Origin of the sequence: Paraburkholderia suaedae (genome assembly GCF_040812055.1) — a bacterium.
Lineage (GTDB): Bacteria > Pseudomonadota > Gammaproteobacteria > Burkholderiales > Burkholderiaceae > Paraburkholderia.
This window is the reverse complement of sequence record NZ_JBFOAH010000005.1, coordinates 115091-135201: the sequence shown is the minus strand read 5'-3', so window position 1 is coordinate 135201 and position 20111 is coordinate 115091. Positions and strand designations below refer to the sequence as shown.

The 20111-nt window shown below is 63.8% G+C and carries 19 protein-coding genes; 13 read left to right on the top strand and 6 right to left on the bottom strand.

Annotation, left to right across the window (positions count from 1 at the left end; all coding sequences use genetic code 11):
* Nucleotides 1–380 precede the first annotated feature (380 nt).
* The 3 genes from ABQJ48_RS09610 to ABQJ48_RS09600 form a co-directional block, all read right to left on the bottom strand.
* The gene (locus ABQJ48_RS09610; RefSeq protein WP_367837608.1) at nucleotides 381–692 is read right to left on the bottom strand and encodes a hypothetical protein; all 312 of its coding nucleotides are present in this window, start codon (nucleotides 690–692) and stop codon (nucleotides 381–383) included.
* 314 nt (nucleotides 693–1006) lie between these two features.
* Nucleotides 1007–1321: a hypothetical protein gene (locus ABQJ48_RS09605; RefSeq protein WP_367837607.1), complete on the bottom strand. Its 315-nt coding sequence runs from the start codon at nucleotides 1319–1321 to the stop codon at nucleotides 1007–1009.
* 144 nt (nucleotides 1322–1465) lie between these two features.
* The gene (locus tag ABQJ48_RS09600; protein ID WP_367837605.1) at nucleotides 1466–3235 is read right to left on the bottom strand and encodes a M30 family zinc metallopeptidase; all 1770 of its coding nucleotides are present in this window, start codon (nucleotides 3233–3235) and stop codon (nucleotides 1466–1468) included.
* 244 nt (nucleotides 3236–3479) lie between these two features.
* Here ABQJ48_RS09600 and ABQJ48_RS09595 point away from each other — a divergent pair, with 244 nt between their 5' ends.
* The 10 genes from ABQJ48_RS09595 (at nucleotide 3480) to ABQJ48_RS09550 (ending at nucleotide 14282) form a co-directional block, all read left to right on the top strand.
* Complete coding sequence (locus tag ABQJ48_RS09595) at nucleotides 3480–5852, top strand: bifunctional salicylyl-CoA 5-hydroxylase/oxidoreductase (protein ID WP_367837604.1); 2373 nt, start codon at nucleotides 3480–3482, stop codon at nucleotides 5850–5852.
* 5 nt (nucleotides 5853–5857) lie between these two features.
* On the top strand, nucleotides 5858–6631 hold the full coding sequence (locus ABQJ48_RS09590; protein WP_367837874.1) for an SDR family NAD(P)-dependent oxidoreductase: 774 nt from the start codon (nucleotides 5858–5860) through the stop codon (nucleotides 6629–6631).
* Nucleotides 6628–7188 carry a MarR family winged helix-turn-helix transcriptional regulator gene (locus ABQJ48_RS09585; RefSeq protein ID WP_367837603.1) on the top strand — a complete coding sequence of 187 codons (561 nt, stop codon included), beginning with the start codon at nucleotides 6628–6630 and terminating at the stop codon, nucleotides 7186–7188. Before ABQJ48_RS09590 ends, ABQJ48_RS09585 begins: the two co-directional genes overlap by 4 nt.
* Before the next feature lie 69 nt (nucleotides 7189–7257).
* Nucleotides 7258–8109 carry an enoyl-CoA hydratase family protein gene (locus tag ABQJ48_RS09580; RefSeq protein WP_367837602.1) on the top strand — a complete coding sequence of 284 codons (852 nt, stop codon included), beginning with the start codon at nucleotides 7258–7260 and terminating at the stop codon, nucleotides 8107–8109.
* A gap of 1 nt (nucleotide 8110) precedes the next feature.
* On the top strand, nucleotides 8111–9313 hold the full coding sequence (locus tag ABQJ48_RS09575) for an acyl-CoA dehydrogenase family protein (protein ID WP_367837601.1): 1203 nt from the start codon (nucleotides 8111–8113) through the stop codon (nucleotides 9311–9313).
* Nucleotides 9310–9753 (top strand): acyl-CoA thioesterase, encoded by a 444-nt coding sequence (locus ABQJ48_RS09570; RefSeq protein ID WP_367837600.1) that lies wholly within the window; start codon nucleotides 9310–9312, stop codon nucleotides 9751–9753. Before ABQJ48_RS09575 ends, ABQJ48_RS09570 begins: the two co-directional genes overlap by 4 nt.
* Nucleotides 9750–10145 (top strand): RidA family protein, encoded by a 396-nt coding sequence (locus ABQJ48_RS09565; protein WP_367837599.1) that lies wholly within the window; start codon nucleotides 9750–9752, stop codon nucleotides 10143–10145. The genes ABQJ48_RS09570 and ABQJ48_RS09565 overlap by 4 nt, the downstream gene beginning before the upstream one ends.
* 82 nt (nucleotides 10146–10227) lie before the next feature.
* Nucleotides 10228–11868, top strand: coding sequence for an AMP-binding protein (locus ABQJ48_RS09560; protein WP_367837598.1), 1641 nt, complete (start codon nucleotides 10228–10230; stop codon nucleotides 11866–11868).
* A gap of 101 nt (nucleotides 11869–11969) precedes the next feature.
* Nucleotides 11970–13193, top strand: coding sequence for a dienelactone hydrolase family protein (locus tag ABQJ48_RS09555; protein ID WP_367837597.1), 1224 nt, complete (start codon nucleotides 11970–11972; stop codon nucleotides 13191–13193).
* Nucleotides 13194–13448: 255 nt separating this feature from the next.
* A complete protein-coding gene (locus ABQJ48_RS09550) occupies nucleotides 13449–14282 on the top strand; it encodes an AraC family transcriptional regulator (RefSeq protein ID WP_367837596.1) in 834 nt (277 codons plus the stop codon).
* Between the two features lie 17 nt (nucleotides 14283–14299).
* Here the strand turns inward: ABQJ48_RS09550 and ABQJ48_RS09545 are convergent, their stop codons facing one another.
* Complete coding sequence (locus ABQJ48_RS09545) at nucleotides 14300–14701, bottom strand: hypothetical protein (RefSeq protein WP_367837595.1); 402 nt, start codon at nucleotides 14699–14701, stop codon at nucleotides 14300–14302.
* 385 nt (nucleotides 14702–15086) lie between these two features.
* Here ABQJ48_RS09545 and ABQJ48_RS09540 point away from each other — a divergent pair, with 385 nt between their 5' ends.
* Entirely contained in the window at nucleotides 15087–15572 is a 486-nt protein-coding gene (locus tag ABQJ48_RS09540) for a GNAT family N-acetyltransferase (RefSeq protein ID WP_367837594.1), read from the top strand.
* A 288-nt stretch (nucleotides 15573–15860) separates the two neighbouring features.
* Here the strand turns inward: ABQJ48_RS09540 and ABQJ48_RS09535 are convergent, their stop codons facing one another.
* Both ABQJ48_RS09535 and pdxR read right to left on the bottom strand, forming a co-directional pair.
* A complete protein-coding gene (locus ABQJ48_RS09535) occupies nucleotides 15861–16193 on the bottom strand; it encodes a hypothetical protein (RefSeq protein WP_367837593.1) in 333 nt (110 codons plus the stop codon).
* A 213-nt stretch (nucleotides 16194–16406) separates the two neighbouring features.
* Nucleotides 16407–17945 (bottom strand): MocR-like pyridoxine biosynthesis transcription factor PdxR, encoded by a 1539-nt coding sequence (pdxR, locus tag ABQJ48_RS09530; protein WP_367837592.1) that lies wholly within the window; start codon nucleotides 17943–17945, stop codon nucleotides 16407–16409.
* 116 nt (nucleotides 17946–18061) lie between these two features.
* Here pdxR and ABQJ48_RS09525 point away from each other — a divergent pair, with 116 nt between their 5' ends.
* Both ABQJ48_RS09525 and ABQJ48_RS09520 read left to right on the top strand, forming a co-directional pair.
* Complete coding sequence (locus ABQJ48_RS09525) at nucleotides 18062–18787, top strand: GNAT family N-acetyltransferase (protein ID WP_367837591.1); 726 nt, start codon at nucleotides 18062–18064, stop codon at nucleotides 18785–18787.
* A 147-nt stretch (nucleotides 18788–18934) separates the two neighbouring features.
* Nucleotides 18935–19900 carry a quinone oxidoreductase family protein gene (locus ABQJ48_RS09520; RefSeq protein ID WP_367837590.1) on the top strand — a complete coding sequence of 322 codons (966 nt, stop codon included), beginning with the start codon at nucleotides 18935–18937 and terminating at the stop codon, nucleotides 19898–19900.
* Nucleotides 19901–20111 lie beyond the last annotated feature (211 nt).

The following is a 20111-nucleotide window of genomic DNA, read 5'->3' as shown; positions in this document are numbered from 1 at the left end:
GCGCGGTCTTTTCTTCGGCCGGCGGCGGTTCGAATGTAATGCCGCTGCATCACTGAAAGGTTGTTTTTCGAAGTAAATGCGCGAATGCGGCGACAATTGCTGTAATGCAATGCGGCAATGACTGGCCGTGGATATCATCAATTGCACCACTGCCGGACTGGCAGGTCGGAATACTCGAATAGCGTTGCCGGCGTCGTGTTTGGACAGCCTACAGCATCTACTGCGATGTCGATTTGCGACGGCTGCGGCTATCGCAAGGCATTCGCGCCGGCCTGCGCGGCCTGAGCGTGCTGCTCGGACTGCATTCCTGAGACACCGGATATCGCGGCGCAGGCGCTAGGGTGTTATTGAAGCTATGTGGAAGCTGGCCGCTTAACGCGCTACGGATTGCCCTTGAGCCTGAATGGCGCCAGGAACTCTTGCACATCGACTTGCTGCCCCTGCAGAAGCAGCAACCTCGCGTGAAGCACGAGGTTCTCGAGAACGAGCTTGGCAGTGCTTAGCAGATATAACGCATGGATGTCCGCGACCGGCATGTTGCACGCCTCGACCGAATGATGGCGCTCCACGAGTGCGCTCATCACGAGTTGCCGCAGGCCCTGCTCGTCAAACAGCAGATCCGCGTAGTCGATCGGGTCCTCCGCTTCGACTTCACGCAGCATCTCCACCAGCGTTTCGGTACTGACTTGCATATGTCGGCTCCATGTCGTCGTCAAGGACCAGCATCGTCAAGCTTCGTCGTCCAGCACGCTCAGAGTAGCGCGTCAATTCGTCGGCGTCCAGCATGGATGGTTCGCGGTGCACCGTTATTGCGACTCTTCCGGTCTTTTGCCAGGTTCTCTGCGCTTCGGTAACAAGTGAATAGCCGGTTGAAATACGGCGACTGCCTTTTTGCCACGTCGCCGGGCAATCGCTCGGTGTTGGGTGTCAGTGCGATCGAGCGCCCGTATCCATCAATGCATACGGCTATCGAATCAGGCGATCGGACCTAGCCGCCGTGTGAAGTTCAGCGAGCCGTCCCTTCGTCCGTCGCCGTGACGGAATCGACTTGCACGGCCGGTAGCCTGTCAGCGCCGGCGGTTTCCGCCATACGGCCCGTGACATGCACGACGCGATTCTGCAACCGGGCCGCCGTCGCCTGATCCACGCCTACGAGTTGCCAGATATGCTTGCCGTCGGTGACGACGGGGTACGTGAACGGCTCGTTACCGCGAAGCGTCAACGTGCCGCGCAAGTCGACCCGATCTCCCCGATGCGCGGTCCCCGCACACGCGACGCTAGCACACAGCACGAAAGCAGCGAGAAGAACATTTCGGAGCATGGCGGTGAACTGAGCCTGTATGGACGCGTTATCGGAACTGGATTGATACACGCCCCAGCATGCCATGAAAAAAGCCGTCGCTGGAAGCGGACGGCTTGGTCGATTGCAAAACCGCGGCAGACGCGACGATGCCACGCCGCGACGTTACTGCACGATCACGGATAACGTCACGCCGGGCGGCAGTGTCACCGTTTCCTGATAGGTGCTCGCAACGTGCGAGCGCGCGGCCGCAAAGCTCGCGTAGCCCAGCAGCACGCCCGGCGACGCCGACGGCAACGCACGGGCCATCTTCGACGGGTCGATGAACGGCAGCGTGAAGCCGCCTTCCACGCGCGACGCGAAGCTGTACTGCGCGAAGTTCGCCGCGAGCGGCAACTGCGCAGCGGCCGCGACGGTGAAGTGCCGCAGTTCCTGCGCGACGCTCGAATCCGCGCGAGCCTGCCTGATCGCGTCATTCAGGATGTCGATCGAGGCGGTCGCGTTCCTGTCGTTGAGCAGGTTTTTGTAGAAGCCAAGGCCGAGCTGCCGGTTCAGGAATCCGCCGAACGAACCGTTGGTCGTATAGCTGTCGCATGTGACGTCGCCTGCGTCCCATGTCGTCAGACCGCAGGTATAGCTGCCGTGGTTGTTGTAGGTCAGATAGCTGACGAGGCGGTCGTCGCGGACCGAGTTGTAGGTTGGGTCGATGTTGAAGCTGACCCAGTCTTCCATCATCATCGCCGACATTTCTTCGAGCCAGGTGTCGTACGTGTACTGCATACCCATCAGCATGTCGCGGCGGTAGAAGTTCTGCATATGCGTGCTTTCGTGCGCCATCACGGTCTGCATTGTCTTCATGCCGGCGGTGCCCGCCAGATACAGCGTCTCGGAATCCAGGTACAGCGAGAGGTCCGCATTGCTATGTGCCGTTGAGCCAGTGCCCTGATTGACGAAGTTGTTCAGCGCCCAGAAATAGCCGACCGTGCCGTACGGCCGCAAATCGTGGTTGAAGTTGGCCACGACGAGGTCGATCGGCTGCGATGCGCCGATCATCCCGGCCGCGCTCACCGCGCCCCACAACGGACCACCAATGCCGGTGACCATGTCATACACCCCGCCCGTGCCCGCATAGTTGCGCAGCAGGGTGTCGACGATCGTCGGCGTGATCTTCCCGGCGCCGTACTCCGCCGTCTCGACCCAGATATTGACCTTCGACCCGTCGGTCGTCGTGCCGATAGCCTGCAGCGCCATGTGACGCAGCGTACCGTCCGCCAGCCAGAAGTCGCGCAGATCGCCGATGTTGTAGGTGATCGCCGCGCGCTGCACTTTGCTGACGACATCCGCTGACCGACTCGCCGCCAATGCCGCGTTTTGCTGCGCGAGCGCCTTCCAGCCGGTCGAATTGAATTCGCGGACGGCTTGCATGTTCGGGTCCTCGCTAATCCGCGATGCCAACAGGTCTTTGAGCGTCGCGGTCACCATGTCGGCTGACGGGGTGCTCACGCTGGTATCGATGGGCACTGGCAAGATGGCCTGATTGCCACCCTCGTTCGTGAAGACAAGCGTGACATTGCGGCCCGACGTGCCCGCTATGGACACGTTGACTGTATTGGCCTGCGTGCTTGCGTTAAGCGCCTGCCACAATCCGACGCCGCTTCCCGCGTAGGTCGAATCGCCGGTCGCGCCGCAACTCGTGCAGGCGGCGTGAAGCTTGCCGTCCGCAGCCGGCGTCAGAGTGACCGGCGGCGTGCTGCTGACGAGGTTCGCGCTGGCGCTGGTGGCGCTCCCGTCGATAGCGCTGCTGTTCTGACTGGCGCCACTGGCAGTTCCGCTGTTGCCGCTATCGCCGCCACCCCCGCCGCATGCCGTGAGGCTTGCCGCCAAAGACAGCCCCACAAACAGCGTGAAGATACCTTTCCCCGGCCCGATTCGCATATCGTTTCTCTCCACTGCCTGGTTCTTGCCGTGTAAAAGCCTTTACTTCCAGAGGACCGCTCAGACCGAGCAGAGACATCCCCGCGTTATCGGCAAAAACTCGGGGAAATTTAGGGGTGCTTCGCCTTTCTCGCATCACGCTGGTCATATGGATCGCCCGTACAAGCGCGCCGCGAAATTTACTTGACACTTAAACTATCTACGCCTAAATTAACGTTCAGGCGGAAAACATTGGGGAACGAGCATGCGCATTGTCTGTATCGGCGGGGGGCCGGCCGGGTTGTACTTCGGCTTGTTGATGAAAAGCCGCAACCCGGATGACGAAGTCACGGTCGTCGAGCGCAACCGCCCGTACGACACGTTCGGCTGGGGCGTGGTGTTTTCCGACCAGACCCTCGGCAACCTGCGCGCCGCCGACGCCCCCAGCGCGGACGCGATCCTCGACGCGTTCAATCACTGGGACGACATCGAAATCCATTTCCGGGGCCGGAAAATCCGCTCGTCGGGCCACGGCTTTTGCGGCATCGGCCGCAAGCGGTTGTTGAACATCCTGCAGGCCCGCTGCGAAGAACTCGGCGTCAAGCTCGTATTCGAGACCCAGGTAACGGACGACAGCGTCTACGAAGCCGACCTCGTCATCGCGTGCGACGGCCTGAATAGCGTGATCCGGCAAAAGTACGCGGCCACCTATCAGCCGGACATCGACACGCGCGACTGCCGCTTCGTGTGGCTCGGCACCAAAAAGCTATTCGACGCGTTCACGTTCGCGTTCGAAGAAACCGAATTTGGCTGGTTCCAGGCGCATGCCTATCGTTTCGACGATCAGACTTCCACCTTCATCGTCGAAACGCCGGAGCGCGTGTGGCGCGCCGCCGGTCTCGACGAAATGAGCAAGGAAGACAGCATCGCATTCTGCGAGAAGCTGTTCGCGAAGTACCTGGACGGCAACGCGCTGATGTCCAATGCTGCGCATCTGCGCGGCTCGTCGCAATGGATCCGGTTCCCGCGCGTGGTCAACGGTGAATGGGTGCATTGGCGCCGCAATGCCAACGGCTCGCAAACGCCGGTGGTGCTGATGGGCGACGCCGCGCATACCGCTCACTTCTCGATCGGCTCGGGCACCAAGCTCGCGCTCGAAGACGCGATCGAACTCGCCAACAGCATGGGCGCACATCCGGGCGATTTGCCCGCTGCGCTCAAGCATTACACCGAGGTGCGCAGCATCGGCGTGCTGCGCATCCAGAACGCCGCGCGTAATTCGACGGAGTGGTTCGAGCACGTCGACCGCTACACGTCGTTCGAGCCGGAACAGTTCGCGTATTCCCTGCTCACGCGCTCGCAGCGCATTTCGCACGAAAACCTGCGCGAGCGCGACGCGCACTATCTGTCGGGATTCGAAGACTGGCTGGCCCGGCGCGCCGGCGTCGAGCGCGCGCCGGACCGTCGTTCGGTGCCGCCGATGTTCACACCGTTCAAGCTGCGTGGCGTGACGCTGAAAAACCGTGTGGTGGTGTCGCCCATGGCGCAATACTCGGCGGTCGACGGCGTGGCCGGCGACTATCACCTGATGCACCTCGGCGCGCGTGCAATGGGCGGCGCCGGTCTCGTGATGACGGAGATGACCTGCGTGTCGCCCGAAGCGCGCATCACGCCCGCCTGCCCCGGCATGTACGCGCCCACGCATCTCATCGCGTGGAAGCGCATCGTCGATCTGGTGCATCGGCAGTCGGACGCGAAGATCGGCATCCAGCTCGGCCATTCCGGCGCCAAAGGTTCGACGCGCGTCGCGTGGGAAGGTATCGATCTGCCGCTCGCCGAGGGCAACTGGCCGCTCGTGTCCGCCTCGCCGCAGCAGTATTTGCGCGGCGTCAGCCAGCAATCGCGCGAAGCCACCCATGAAGAGCTGCGCGAGATCGAAACGCAATTCGTCCACGCCGCACGCATGTCGGTTGAAGCGGGTTTCGACTGGCTCGAATTGCACTGCGCGCACGGCTACTTTCTGTCGAGTTTCCTGTCACCGCTCACCAACCATCGCACCGACGAATACGGCGGCTCGCTCGAAAACCGTTTGCGCTATCCGCTGCAGGTGTTCAAAGCGATCCGCGCCGTCTGGCCGCAAGACAAGCCGATTTCGGTGCGAATCTCCGCGACCGATTGGGTCGAAGGCGGCACCACGCCTGACGACGCGGTACAGATCGCGCGCGCCTTCAAAGCCGCCGGCGCCGACATGATCGATGTGTCGTCGGGTCAGGTGAGCAAGGAAGAAAAGCCCGTGTACGGCCGCATGTTTCAGACGCCGTTCGCGGACAGGGTGCGCAACGAAGCCGGCATCGCCACGATCGCGGTCGGGGCGATTTCCGAAGCGGATCACGTGAACAGCATCATCGCCGCGGGGCGTGCGGACCTGTGCGCCATTGCGCGTCCGCATCTGGCCAATCCGGCGTGGACGCTGAACGAGGCGGCGAAGATCGGTTATTTCGATGTCGCGTGGCCGAAGCCATATACGGCCGCCAAGTCGCAACTCGAACGAAATGTGGAACGCGAGCGCGCGCAGGTCGCCGCGAACGCGGGCCTGTCTGCGCAAGAACGCGCCCAACGTGCCGAGGGAACATCGTGAGCGATTTGACTACGCCCCACTGCCCGCTTGCGGGACAACACGCGGTGGTGACCGGCGGTGGTAGCGGCATCGGCGCGGCGGTCGCGCAAGCGCTGTTGCGCGCCGGCGCACGCGTCACACTGATGGGCCGCAACGTGGAGCGGCTCGAAACACAGCGTGAGAAATGGCGCGCATTGGGCGATGTGGGGTGCATCGGCGTCGACGTCACGCAAGAGGAGTCGGTCGCGAATGCGTTCAACCGCGCGGGCGCGGTCGACATCCTCGTCAACAATGCGGGCCAGGCGCAGGCCGCACCGTTCACGCACACCGACATCGCGCTGTGGCGGCGCATGCTGGACGTGAACCTCACCGGCGTCTTTCTCGGCACGCGCGCGGTGCTGCCCGGCATGCTCGAACGCGGGCGCGGCCGCATCGTCAACGTGGCCAGCACCGCGGGGCAAATCGGCTACGCGTATGTCGCCGCGTACTGCGCCGCGAAGCACGGCGTGATCGGCCTGACACGCTCGCTCGCGCTGGAAGTGGCGACCCAAGGCATCACGGTCAACGCGGTCTGCCCCGGCTACACGGAAACCGAATTGCTGCATGCGTCGCTCGAACAGATCACCAGCAAGACCTCGCGCACCGAACAGCAGGCACGCGAAACCTTGCTTCGTTCCAATCCGCAGCATCGCTTCGTGAGTCCCGAGCAGGTCGCCAACAGCGTGCTGTGGCTATGCCACCCGGGCTCGGACGCGATTACCGGGCAATCCATTTCCATCTCCGGTGGAGAAGTGATGTGAGCAAGCCGACCAACAGCAAGAAGCCCGTGGCCGTCACGGAAGCAAAGCCGCCGCGCAAAGGCGTAGCCAAACTCGCGGAGAACGTCGTGGACCTGGAAATGAGCACGGGCGTGGACAGTCACATGGGTTTGCGTCTGTGGCTGCGCATGCTGACGACGACCAACCTCGTGCAAGCCGAATTGCGCAAGCGTCTGCGCAACCAGTTCGACACGACGCTGCCGCGCTTCGATCTGATGGCGCAACTCGAACGCCACCCCGAAGGTCTCAAGATGACCGAGCTGTCGCGCCGTTTGATGGTGACGGGCGGTAACATCACCGGCATAACGGACCAGCTCGAAAAGGAAGGCCTGGTGTCGCGCTACACGGACCCGAACGATCGCCGTTCGATCAGCGTGTGCCTCACGCCCGCCGGCCGCAAGGCCTTCGACAAAATGGCGGTCGCGCACGAGCAATGGGTCGTCGAACTGTTCGGCGGCCTGAGCCTCGATGAGAAGTCGCGCACCCATCAGCGCCTTGGCAAACTCAAGCAACATCTGCTGGACAGCCTGAAAGACTGAAGCACAGCACCTATTCACGTGGGATCAGACGAAGCGAAAGCGCCAACTCTGACCGACATTGGAGACGCCATGACACGATCCAACGCCGACGCGCTGCTAGCCGGCAACCGCCTGACACTCGCCGGATACGAGGCGAGACATTTCGGCTGGTCGGTGACCGCCAAGGTCGGGACGATCACGCTCAACCGTCCGGAGCGCAAGAACCCGCTGACCTTCGAATCGTACGCGGAGCTGCGCGACCTGTTCCGGCAACTGAGCTATGCAACCGACGTAAAGGCGGTCGTCATTCACGGCGCAGGAGAGAACTTCTGTTCCGGCGGCGACGTGCACGACATCATCGCGCCGCTGATCGATCTGCCAATGCCGGAATTGTTGCTCTTCACGCGCATGACCGGCGACCTCGTCAAAGCAATGCGCCATTGCCCGCAACCCTTGATTGCAGCGGTCGACGGCGTGTGCGCCGGCGCGGGCGCGATTCTCGCAATGGCGTCCGACATGCGGCTCGGCACCGCGCGCAGCAAGCTCGCGTTCCTGTTTTCGCGCGTCGGCCTGGCGGGCTGCGACATGGGCGCTTGCGCAATCTTGCCGCGCATCATCGGCCAGGGGCGCGCCGCCGAACTGCTCTTCACCGGCCGCTCGGCGAGCGGTGACGAGGGCCACGCATGGGGCTTCTATAACCGCCTGTGCGAACCGGCTGCGCTCATCGAAGAAGCGCAAAAGCTCGCCGCCGATCTGGTCGCCGGTCCCACTTTCGCGCACGGCATCACGAAGACAATGCTGCACCAGGAATGGAGCATGAGCATCGACGAAGCGATCGAGTCCGAAGCACAGGCCCAGGCGATCTGCATGAGCACGCGCGATTTCGAGCGCGCGTACAGCGCTTTTGCCGCGAAGTCGCGTCCGGTTTTCGAAGGAGATTGAGTTGAGCGTCGACAATCAACAGGACTTGCATGGTGCGCTCGCGTGGCCGTTTTTCGAGCCGCGACATCGCGAACTGGCCGAAGGTATCGAAGCATGGTGCCGCACGAATCTCGCACGCGAAGATCACGCGGATACGGATGCGACCTGCCGGCGCCTCGTGCGTGAGCTGGGTGCGGCGGGCTGGCTGAAGTACGGCGTGGGCGGTGTCGCGTACGGCGGTCACGGCGACACGATCGACACGCGCGCCGTATGCCTGCTGCGCGAAACGCTTGCCAAACACTCGGGCCTCGCCGATTTCGCGCTCGCCATGCAGGGGCTCGGCTCGGGCGCGATCTCCCTCGGCGGCACGCATGAGCAAAAGACCCGCTATCTGCCGCGCGTCGCGAACGGCACCGCAATCGCCGCGTTCGCGCTATCGGAACCGGAAGCGGGCTCGGACGTCGCGGCGATGGCACTGTCGGCGCGTGAAGACGGCGACGCCTATGTGCTCGATGGCGACAAGACGTGGATCTCCAACGGCGGCATCGCCGACTTCTACGTGGTGTTCGCGAGAACCGGCGAAGCGCCGGGCGCGCGCGGCATCAGCGCTTTCATTGTCGACGCCGAAACGCGCGGGCTCGAGATCGCCGCACGCATCGACGTGATCGCGCCGCATCCGCTCGCGCGTCTGCATTTTGCGGGCGCCCGCGTGCCGCGCAGCCAGATGCTCGGCGCGCCCGGCGAAGGCTTCAAGCTCGCAATGCGCACGCTGGATATTTTCCGCACCTCGGTGGCCGCTGCGTCGCTGGGCTTCGCTCGTCACGCAATGGCCGAGGGTCTCGCGCGGGCGTCGTCGCGCAAGATGTTCGGGCAAACGCTCGGCGACTTCCAGCTCACCCAGGCCAAGCTCGCGCAGATGGCGTTGACCATCGACAGCAGCGCGCTGCTCGTTTATCGCGCCGCGTGGCTGCGCGATCAAGGCGAAAGTGTCACACGCGAAGCGGCGATGGCAAAGTGGCATGCGAGCGAAGGCGCGCAACAGGTGATCGACGCGGCCGTGCAGATTTTTGGCGGCATGGGCGTGCAAAGCGGCAGCGCCGTCGAGATGCTGTATCGCGAGATTCGTGCGCTGCGCATTTACGAAGGCGCGACCGAAGTGCAGCAGTTGATCATCGGCCGCGATCTGTTGAAAGCGTATGCCGCCGCCGGAGCGCCACGCCGATGAATGCGACCTTCGAACGACCCGTGCGAATCCGTTTCTCGCACTGCGATCCGGCGGGGATCGTGTTCTTTCCGCAGTATCTGGTGATGACCAACGCGCTGGTCGAAGACTGGTTCAACGAAGGCCTGCGCGTCGATTACGCGCACATGATCGCGCAGCGCCGGGTCGGCTTGCCGATCGTCAAACTCGACTGCGAGTTCGCGCGGCCGAGCCAGATGGGCGACACGATCATGCTGACGCTCAGCGTGAGCGCGATTGGCCGGCGCTCGATCAGCATCGAAATCGTCGGCCATTGCGGCGGCGAAACCCGCTTTCGCGCGAAGCAGGTGCTGGTGACCACGTCGCTCGAAAGCGGTACATCCATCGACATTCCCGCCGACATCGCGAGTGCGCTCGCGACGTTCGCTCCTCAACCCGAATCCCTCGAGGCGCATCGCTCATGAAACAAGCTCTTCTTCCCGCCGGCTGGATCAAGCCGCGCGGCTATGCGAACGGCGTCGCGGCCAGCGGCAGGCAGGTGTTCATCGCCGGCCAGATCGGCTGGGACGAACAGGCGCAGTTCCGCAGCACCGACTTCGCCGCGCAAGCCATCCAGGCACTCAGAAACGTAGTGGCCGTGCTGCACGAAGCAGGCGGCAAGCCCGAGCACCTCGTGCGAATGACGTGGTACGTCACCGACAAACGCGAATATCTCGCGGCCTTGAAAGACATCGGCCGTGCGTTTCGCGAGTTGATCGGCGATTACGATATCGCGATGAGCGCGGTGCAGGTCGTCGCGCTAATCGAAGACGAAGCGAAGGTCGAAATCGAAGCGACCGCCGTGATTGCGCCGTGAGCATCGAACGAAAACACGCGCACGGCAACCGCCCAAGCCAATTGAAGCGCATTTAGCCGGCTCAACGCCCGGGAGACTCGAGATGGAACCGTCAGCACACGTCGATACTTTCGCGCGCGACAATCTTCCGCCGCAGGACCAGTGGCCCGTCTTTCTGCTCGACAATCCGGACGTGGCCTATCCGGCGCGACTGAACTGCGCGACCGAGCTGCTCGAGCGGACCATCGAAGCCGGCTATCGCGACCATCCTGCGGTGTGGTCCGACGTGGACGGCGCGCCACGCGCGACCACCTACGGCGAACTGCTTGCGCTCGTCAATCGCAGCGCTCACGTGCTGGTCGACGAAATGGGTTTGCAGCCGGGCAACCGGGTGCTGCTGCGCGGACCCAACACGTTGCAGATGGCCGTCACCGCGCTAGCGGCGCTGAAGGCGGGTCTGGTCCTCGTGCCGACCATGCCTTTGCTGCGCGCAAAGGAACTGAAGCAGATCATCGACAAAGCGCAGATCGGCGCGGCATTATGCGACGCGCGCCTGACCGAAGAACTGGCGCGCTGCGCCGATCCGCGCGACGAGTTCTACTGCGCGAGCCTCGAACAGACGCGCCTGTTCCACGACACTGCTGCCGATTCGCTCGATACCCTCGCGCTCGACAAGCCCGAGCACTTCACCGCGTGCGACACCGCGGCCGACGACGTCTGCCTGATCGCCTTCACGAGCGGCACGACCGGCGCGCCAAAAGGCTGCATGCACTTTCATCGCGACGTGCTGGCGATGTGCGATCTGTTCCCGCGTCATGTGCTCAAGCCCGCGTCGGACGATGTGTTTTGCGGCACGCCGCCGCTCGCGTTCACATTCGGTCTTGGTGGGCTGCTGTGCTTTCCGCTGCGGGTGGGTGCGTCAACGGTGCTGATCGAAAAGCTCACGCCCGAGACGCTGTTGCAAACGGTCGAACGCTTTCACGCGACCATCGTGTTCACCGCGCCGACCTTTTATCGGCAAATGGCGCCGCTCGTCGCGCGTCATGACGTTTCTAGCCTGAGAAAGAACGTGTCGGCCGGCGAAGCGCTGCCGGATTCCACACGGCGGCTGTGGCGCGAGGCGACTGGCATCGACATGATCGACGGCATCGGCGGCACCGAGCTGATCCACATTTTCATTTCGGCGCAGGGTGAAGAGATTCGTCCGCATGCAATCGGCCGCGCGGTGCCCGGCTACGTCGTGCAGGCCGTCGACGACGCGATGCAACCGGTGCCGCCCGGCACGATCGGCAAACTTGCGGTGCGCGGTCCGACCGGCTGCCGCTATCTCGCCGACGAGCGGCAGGCGAAGTTCGTGCGCGACGGCTGGAATCTGCCGGGCGACTCGGTCTATCTCGATGAGGACGGCTATGTGTTCTACCAGGCGCGCGCCGACGACATGATCGTTTCCGCCGGCTACAACATCTCCGGTCCCGAAGTGGAAAGCGTGCTGCTGCAACACGACGCGGTGTCCGAATGTGGGGTGATCGGCGTGGCCGACGAGACTCGCGGACAGATCGTCAAGGCGTTCGTCGTGCTCAACCCGGCTTATGAGCCCAATGACACACTAGTCGCGCAATTGCAGGATTTCGTGAAAAATAGCGTGGCGCCGTATAAATATCCACGGCTCATCACGTTCGTCGATGCGCTGCCGCGTACCGAAACGGGTAAGCTCAAACGCTTTGAATTGCGCAGGATGACTTGATCTGATTTGTCGCGCGAAAGTATTTTGCGTGCAGTCGGGGGTTAGCGCTCAAGCTGACTATGATCGACACATATAGGTGGACGGAACAGGAGACACACCGCATGGCCGCCTCTTTCATTGAAGTCGTCGCCCAGGATGGCGGCCGTTTCAACGCCTACGTCGCGCGTCCGGCGCAAGGCTGCGGACCCGGCCTCGTGCTGCTGCAGGAAATCTTCGGCGTCAACGACGCAATGAAGGCAACGGCCGACCGCTACGCCGAGGAAGGCTATGTGGTGCTCGTGCCCGACTTGTTCTGGCGCATCAAGCCGGGCATCGAACTCGGTTACGGCGACGCCGATGTGCAGCAGGCGCTCGGCTATCTCGATCAGTTCGACGTCGATCTCGCCATCGCCGATATCGCCGCGACCGTCGCCGCATTGCGCGCAATGCCCGAGCATGCCGGCAAAGTCGGCACGCTCGACTACTGCCTTGGCGGCAAGCTCGCGTTCCTGAGCGCAGCGCGCACCGACGTCGACTGCGCGGTCAGCTACTACGGCGTCGGGCTGCAAGCGCACCTGAACGAAGTGCCAGCGGTGCGCTGCCCGATGGTGTTCCATTTCCCCGAAAACGACGCGCTGTGTCCGCCGGCAACACGCGAGCAAATCAGCGCCGCATTGCGCACGCGCCCGCAAATCGAGCAGTACGTGTATCCCGGTTGCGATCACGCGTTCGCCGCACCGGCGCGCGCGCAGTACGACAAGCCCGCCGCGATGATGGCGTATTCGCGCACGCTCGCGCTGCTGCGCAAGGTGCTCGGTCCGGTCTACGATCTGAACGCGCTGTGGGAAGCGCACTGCTACCACGAGTTCGCCACGCGCGACGTCGATGCGGTGATGCCGACCATGGTCGCCGAGCCGTATGTCAACCACGTGCCGACGATGACCGGCGGCGTCGGTCATGACAGGCTCAAGCGCTTCTACACGCATCACTTTGTCAACTCGAATCCGCCGGATACGAAGCTGATTCCGATTTCACGCACGATCGGCGCGGACCGTATCGTCGACGAATTCATTTTCAGCTGCACGCATAGCTGCGAAATCGACTGGCTGTTGCCGGGCGTCGCGCCGACAGGCAAGTACTTCGAAGTGCCGATGCTGGCGGTGGTGTGCTTCCGCGGCGACAAGCTCTACAACGAGCACATCTATTGGGACCAGGCTTCGGTGCTGGTGCAAGTGGGCTTGCTGAACCGCGAGGGACTGCCGGTCGCCGGAATCGAGAGCGCGCGCAAGCTGCTCGACGAAAGCTTGCCGTCGAATGAACTGATGGGCAGTAAGGCGCGAGTTTGAACCGCTGGAGTAAGGGGCGCTAATGAGGGACGCAATGTGCGAGCAGACCCACAGTTCGGCACAACGTCCCTACGTAGTGGAACGCGAAACTCGCGAATGCCGGACTCAACCATCGCGTTGCTCTCGATAGACGGCCCGGGATGCGCCAGCCGCGGCATCTGCCACCGCGGGCCAAGTCCCTCAAAACCGCAAGCGCGATCAAACGCTGCGCGTCATCAATGGCTATGCTGGCTTCGTGCTGACATGAGGGCCGATATGAACCCGGTCGGAAAAGCGCTCTGGTTTATCGAAAGCCATTTTGCAAGCGAGTTGACGCTCGACGACATCGCCCAGTGCGCTTGCGTATCGCGCTTCCATCTGGCGCGCGCTTTCGAAGCGGCCACTGGACTTTCGGCGATGCGCTATGTGCGCGCGCGCCGTCTGAGCGAAGCCGCGCGACGCCTCGCCGACGGCGCGCCCGACATCCTCGCGCTCGCCATCGACGCCGGTTACGGTTCTCACGAAGCATTCACCCGCGCGTTTCGCGAGCAATTCGGACTCACGCCCGAAGCGCTGCGCACGCGTGGCCGACTGGATGACATCGCCATCGTGGAGCCGATCAAAATGGACGAAACTCTTCTCTCGCATCTGGAGCCGCCGCGCTTGGAAAACGGCAAGCCGTTTCTGGTCGCAGGTCTGAGCGAGCGCTATACGTGCGACACCAGCACGGCGATTCCATCGCAATGGCAGCGCTTTGGCGCGTACTTCGGCAAGGTGCCGGGGCAAGTGAGCAGCGTCGCCTATGGCGTGTGCTACAACGCGGACGACGCGGGCAATTTCGATTATCTATGCGGCGTCGAAGTCAGCGATTTTTCGGCGCTGCCGACGCAGTTGAGCCGCATACGGATCGCCGCGCAGAGGTATGCGGTGTTCAGTCACCGCGAGCATGTTTCCGCGATTCGCCGCACGTTGAATACGATCTGGAATCAGTGGCTGCCGGCGTCGGGGCATGTGCCCGCGGATGCGCCGAGTTTCGAGCGCTATGGCGAGCAGTTCGATCCGATGAGTGGAATGGGAGGCCTGGAAATCTGGTTGCCGGTGAAGGGATAGCTTGCATAGTAGCGAGGTCATCCGAACACCCGAGCCCATGCCGCACGAAGGCGCCGCGCGCGGTCTTCGAAAAGATATGACGCCGCGAGCGCCAGCAGACCTGAAATCGCACCCGTCACGAGGTGCTCGACATACGGGATACGGTAGTGGCTCGCGTGCGAGTAGGCATCGCCTAACGTTGTCAGCAAGCCGACGACCAGCGCGTTACCGAATCGATGTGAATAGAGCTTGGCAGCAGGCGTAAAAGTTAGAAGTATGGCCAGAAGTCCGGTGAGCAGACCTGTACGGAACGCGATGGTCCAGTGGGCCAGGCTCATGACATTGCCCCAACTCCCCGGCATGCAGGTCATGCACGCGCTGGTAGGCTGCCAGAGACGCTGGATGAACAGCTTGAGGCGGCGCTTCCACTCGGTTGACATGATGCATTTCCCATCGGTGCTGCTTCAACGTCCGACGCTACCTTCAAGTTCCGTTGCAGCAGTTTCCACGTTTTTGACCCGCTTTTCCGGCTCGTCGCCGATGCGTTCGCAGTAACGCTGACGTCCCTGGAATATTACACCGCGGCAAGACTGCCGCCGTTTGATCGGGACCGGAATTCGGCGTGCGCGTTGAACCGTGCGCCACCATCGGCCGGCCACTTCCCAACCGAGTCATTGCGGACTGCCATGTATGGCTAACAAGAGCCGCCGCCCGTCATGCGCTCGCCATCAACCCGCGATAAACGCTACGATGTACGTCCGATCCGAAGCCGACGCGTCCCTCGCCCGGCGTCGATCCATCCTTTAACTCATCGAGCCCGTTGCCTTGACTATTCACATTCGCCCCGCCACCGCCGCCGACGCGGCACTGATTCTTCGCTTCATCACCGAACTCGCGGTGTACGAAAAAGCCGAGCACGAAGTCGTCGCCGGCGTCAAAGAGATCGAAGCCAGCCTGTTTTGCGCCGGCGCTCCCGCCAGGTCCCTCATCTGCGAAATGAACGGTGAGCCGGTCGGCTTCTGCGTCTACTTCTTTTCGTACTCCACGTGGCTCGGCAAACAGGGGCTCTATCTGGAAGACCTCTACGTGTCGCCGGCATCGCGCGGCAGCGGCGCGGGCAAACAGATGCTGCGTCACCTCGCGCAAATCGCCTGCGAGACGGGTTGCGGGCGCTTCGAATGGAGCGTGCTCGACTGGAACGAACCGGCAATCGGCTTCTATGAGTCGATCGGCGCGAGCGCGCAAAGCGAGTGGGTGCGTTACCGGTTGGCGGGCAATGCGCTCAAGGCGTTTGCCGAGGGCGCCAACTGACGCATCGCGTAGCGGCGCGAAAGGGTCGCGCCGCTGCAACCCAAGACGAAGTCTCGCTGTGAGGCCGACAAGCGGCTCCACATGACGGTGCGGATATCGTCGCCTTCAGTCAGGCCTCGATGGCAGGCGCGGCAGAGCGAGGCGCGTCCCGCCGAGGAATGAGCAGACAGCTTGGCCGCCGCTATCGACGCAGCCACGACGGCGGCGAAAACGCCGCAACAAGAGGAGGAGCAAAAGCGTTCGAGGAGGACGGCAGCCAGCGATGCAGGCCGCCGTCCCGTGCATCTGTCAATGTGGCGCTTTGCCGTTGGGCACGGCGTCGAGCGGTTTGTGCTGTTCTTCGCCGAGTCCCGGGAAGAATGCGTTCCAGGCGGCGCGTACGCCTTGGGCCGCGGTGGCCTCGGTGTCGACGGATTCGGCCGCACCCTCGGCGGCTGTGGATGGATCGGCGGATAAGCCGCGCCAGTGCGTAAACACCAGTGGCGGTTTCTCGGTCCACAGGCCGTCGCCAAATCTTGCAAACGCCGTGTCCCCGCTCGTCAACTGCACCTCGTACCAGCCGTCACGAACGGGCGTGTGGGCGGCGAGTTCATACCACGGGGTCGGTTCGATTTCCTTCATGTCGTCTCCGGTCGGATAAGCGTGATAGAAAACACAACCAAGCGATTCTTCATACCCGCGCCTGACAGCGGTTGGCACAGCCGGCCACGCGATGTTGCAATGCGCTGCGCCGGGTATGAGTTGCGGGCAATTCGTCGACCTCCTATGTCTCGACCTCGCCGCGCATAAACGACACGATAGCGCGACATGGGCCACGCGGACAAACGCAAAAACTTACTTGCGCAATACGGCGTTCGGCGCGGCCGCCGAAGCGGCTTTCGACCCGCGCGGCGGCTTGCCTTCGAGCTCGCGCGCGAGCGCGGCCAAGGTGTCGATGGCGGGCGCGAGTCGCTCGGCGGGCGTATTGCCGTAGCCGATCACCAACCCATTCGTTTGCGCGCGCGGGCGCAGCGCGAAGCCCGATAGCGCACGCGGATTCAGCCGTGCCGCGTTCGCGCGTTCAGCAAGGAGCCGATCGGCAAGCCGCGTCGGCAAGCGTAGCGTCAGGTGCATGCCGCAATCGCCGCCGAGAATATCGGCCGGTGGGAAGTGGGCAGTAAGCGCATCGCGCAGCGCCTGCTGGCGCTCACGATACAACCGCCGCATGCGCCCCAGGTGCCGCCCGAACTCGCCGCTTTCAATGAAACGCGCGAGCGCCAATTGCTCCAGCCGATGCCCGCCGCGCAGCATCTCCTGCAACGCGACGGCGGTGTGTGCAGCGATCGCGCGCGGCAGCACGACGAAGCCGATGCGCAGCGCCGGAAACATGGTCTTGCTAAACGAGCCGACGTAGAGCACCGGCGCATCGTCGACGAGGCCTTGCATGCTGGCGATCGGCTCGCCGGTATGGCGAAATTCGCCGTCGTAGTCGTCTTCGATCAGCCATGCGCCGCAACGCCGCGCCTGCGCGATCAGTTCCAGACGGCGCGCCACCGACAGCACCGCACCCGTCGGGTACTGATGCGCGGGCGACGTATAGATCAGCTTCGGTGGATGTGCGCGCCATGCGCTGGGCGGCGCGGCCATGCCCTCCGCGTCGACGGGAACCGGCAGCGTGTGCAGGTCGCCCAGGTTGAACGCGGCCTTTGCGCCGCGATAACCGGGGTCCTCCACCCATGCGCGGTCGCCCGGATTCGTGAAGAGCCGCACGCACAGATTCAACGCTTCCTGCGCGCCTTCGGTGATCACCACCTGCGCGCCCTCGCAGCGCACGCCGCGCGCCATCCGCAGATGCGCGGCGATCGCATCGCGCAACGCCGGTTCGCCCGCCGGCGTGCCGTAGCCGAGCGCGAGCGGCAACGCCTCGTCCATCGAACGGTCGAGCGCGCGCCGCCACGCGCGCAGCGGGAAGCGATCCAGCGCGGGCATGCCGGGGGTCAGCGCAAACGTGTTGTCGGCATGCGTGCCGGTCGCGGCGAATTGCGCGACGCGCGCCGCGTAGGCGAGCTCGGGCAGAGGCAGCGTGAGCTGCGGCTCGCCGCGCGCGGCCGGACTGGACAGCGCGCTCACGCGCGTGCCCTGTTTATCGGCGATCACGTAGCCGACTGCGGCCAGATGGTCGTAAGCGATCACCACCGTGTTGCGCGACACGCCCATCTCCGCCGCCAGCAATCGCGACGACGGCAACAGCGAGCCCGCGGGCAAACGCCCAGCGAGAATCGCGCGCTGCAAACGCTCGATCAGTTGCTTTTGCAGCGGCGCGGGCTTCGCGCCGCCGCTGGCCGCCGACAACCCCGACGGCGCATGCACGAGGGGACCGATAATCTCGATCATGGCGTCTGGATCTACTGAATGGCTTAATCGTGGATCTTTTGAACATACCACGTTTGCCGTATCGTTCAGCACATCGATGGTCCTACACGCGCTTGACGAACGAGAGGAGAGCAGACATGGAACCCAGACACAACGCGTTCGGCCAGCCCATCGGCGCACCGGTGCCAGGTTGGAACGACGCCCGGCCGCCAGGCCGGGAACCGCTGACAGGCCGCTATTGCCGGATCGAACCCGTCGACGTCGAGCGTCACGCCGCCGAGCTATTCGACGCGTACAGCTCGGCGCCCGATGGCCGCGACTGGACCTATCTGTCGGTCGGTCCGTTCGACAGCCTCGCGGCCTACCGTGAGCATCTGACGCGCGCCGCCGCGTCCACCGACCCGCTGCACTATGCGGTGATCGATCTGGCGAGCGGCAAGGCGGTCGGCACGCTCGCGCTGATGCGCATCGACGGGGCGAACGGCGTGATCGAAGTCGGCCACGTCACGTATTCGCCGCGCCTGAAGCGCACGCGCATCGCCACTGAGGCGATGTTCCTGCTGATGAACGAGGTATTCGGCAAGCTGGGCTATCGGCGCTTCGAATGGAAGTGCGATTCGTTGAACGAGCCGTCGCGTGCGGCTGCGCTGCGCTATGGTTTCACGTTCGAGGGGATTTTCCGCCGGGCGATCGTGTATCGCGAGCGCAATCGCGATACCGCGTGGTTTTCGATCATCGACAGTGAATGGCCCGCGCTGCGCTCGAGTTATACGCGCTGGCTGGATGCGGGTAACTTCGATGCGCAAGGTCGGCAGTTGGAACGGCTGGTGGACTTGATCGAGCGGCAGAGGGCGGCGGCTTGAGTGAGCCCGGTTCTACACCGCGACGCTCGCCGCGTCGCCCCTTGTGACAACGTGGGGAACGCCTTGCCTGACGTCTCGATGTGGGTCGCCTAGACTACGCTCATTGCACTGCACGCCGCAGCCAGCATCCACGCGGAGCCCCACCCCATGAAAGCGATCCGGTTCAAATCCTTCGGCACTCCCGAGGTACTCGACTACGTCGATCTGCCCGCACCGCAAGCCGATGCCGAGAACGCCGTCGTGCGGATCATCGCCGCCTCGGTGAATCCGAGCGACGTCAAGAACGTGGCCGGCCATTTCGAACACACCGTCTTGCCGCGCACGCCGGGGCGAGACTTTAGCGGCGTGGTAGTCGACGGTCCGCCAGCGTGGCTCGACGCCGAAGTGTGGGGTACGGGTGGCGACATCGGCTTCACGCGCGACGGCACGCATGCCGAGTTCATCAAACTCCCGCTTGCCGCGCTCTCGCGCAAACCCCCCACGCTCAGTCACCCGGAGGCCGCCGCGATCGGCGTGAACTTCGTGGTCGCGTGGCTCGGCACCGTCGAGTACGCGCAATTGCGCGCGGGCGAAACCATCGCGGTGATCGGCGCGGGCGGCGGCGTCGGCGGCGCGGTGGTGCAGATCGCGAAAGCGCGCGGCGCGCGCGTGATCGCAGTCGATCGTCACCCGCTCGACGCGACGACGCCAGCGGGGCGCCTGATCGACGACTACGTGCCGTTCGACGAACACGTCACCGAGCGCTTGCGCGCACTGACCAACGGCGCTGGGACCGCGGTGGTGTACGACACGGTCGGCGGCGTCGCGTTCAAGACCGCGCTGAGTCTCGTCAAACGGCGCGGCCGGGTGCTCGAAATCAGCGCGACCGGCAAGCGCCGCGTCGAATTGGATCTGATCGACTTCTATCACAACGAGACCCAGTTGCTCGGCGTGGACAGCGCAAAGCTAGGCGTCGCGGAATCGGCGCCGTTGATGACCGCTCTGGTGGAAGGCTTCGAGAGCGGCAAGCTGACGGGGCCTGCCATCGCCAGGACGTGTCCACTCGAACGGGCTCGCGAAGCCTATGAGGCAGTGGCCGGCGGCACACGTGGCCGGGTCGTCATCGTCATGTGACTGCGGGCGCGGCGACGGGTGTGACGGCCCGCCTGTTGCCGGGAAACATCCGCCGTGAAAGCGCTGCTGCTGCCGCTGGCCGTAGGCATCGTGTGCGTCCGGCCGACAGCGTGACGAGCGAGCCAAGTGGTCCGCGCCGCGGAGCCTGGCGCGGCTCTGGCTACTCGCTACGCCCGGCAGCGAGCCCGTCAACGCCTCGGCACGTCGGCCC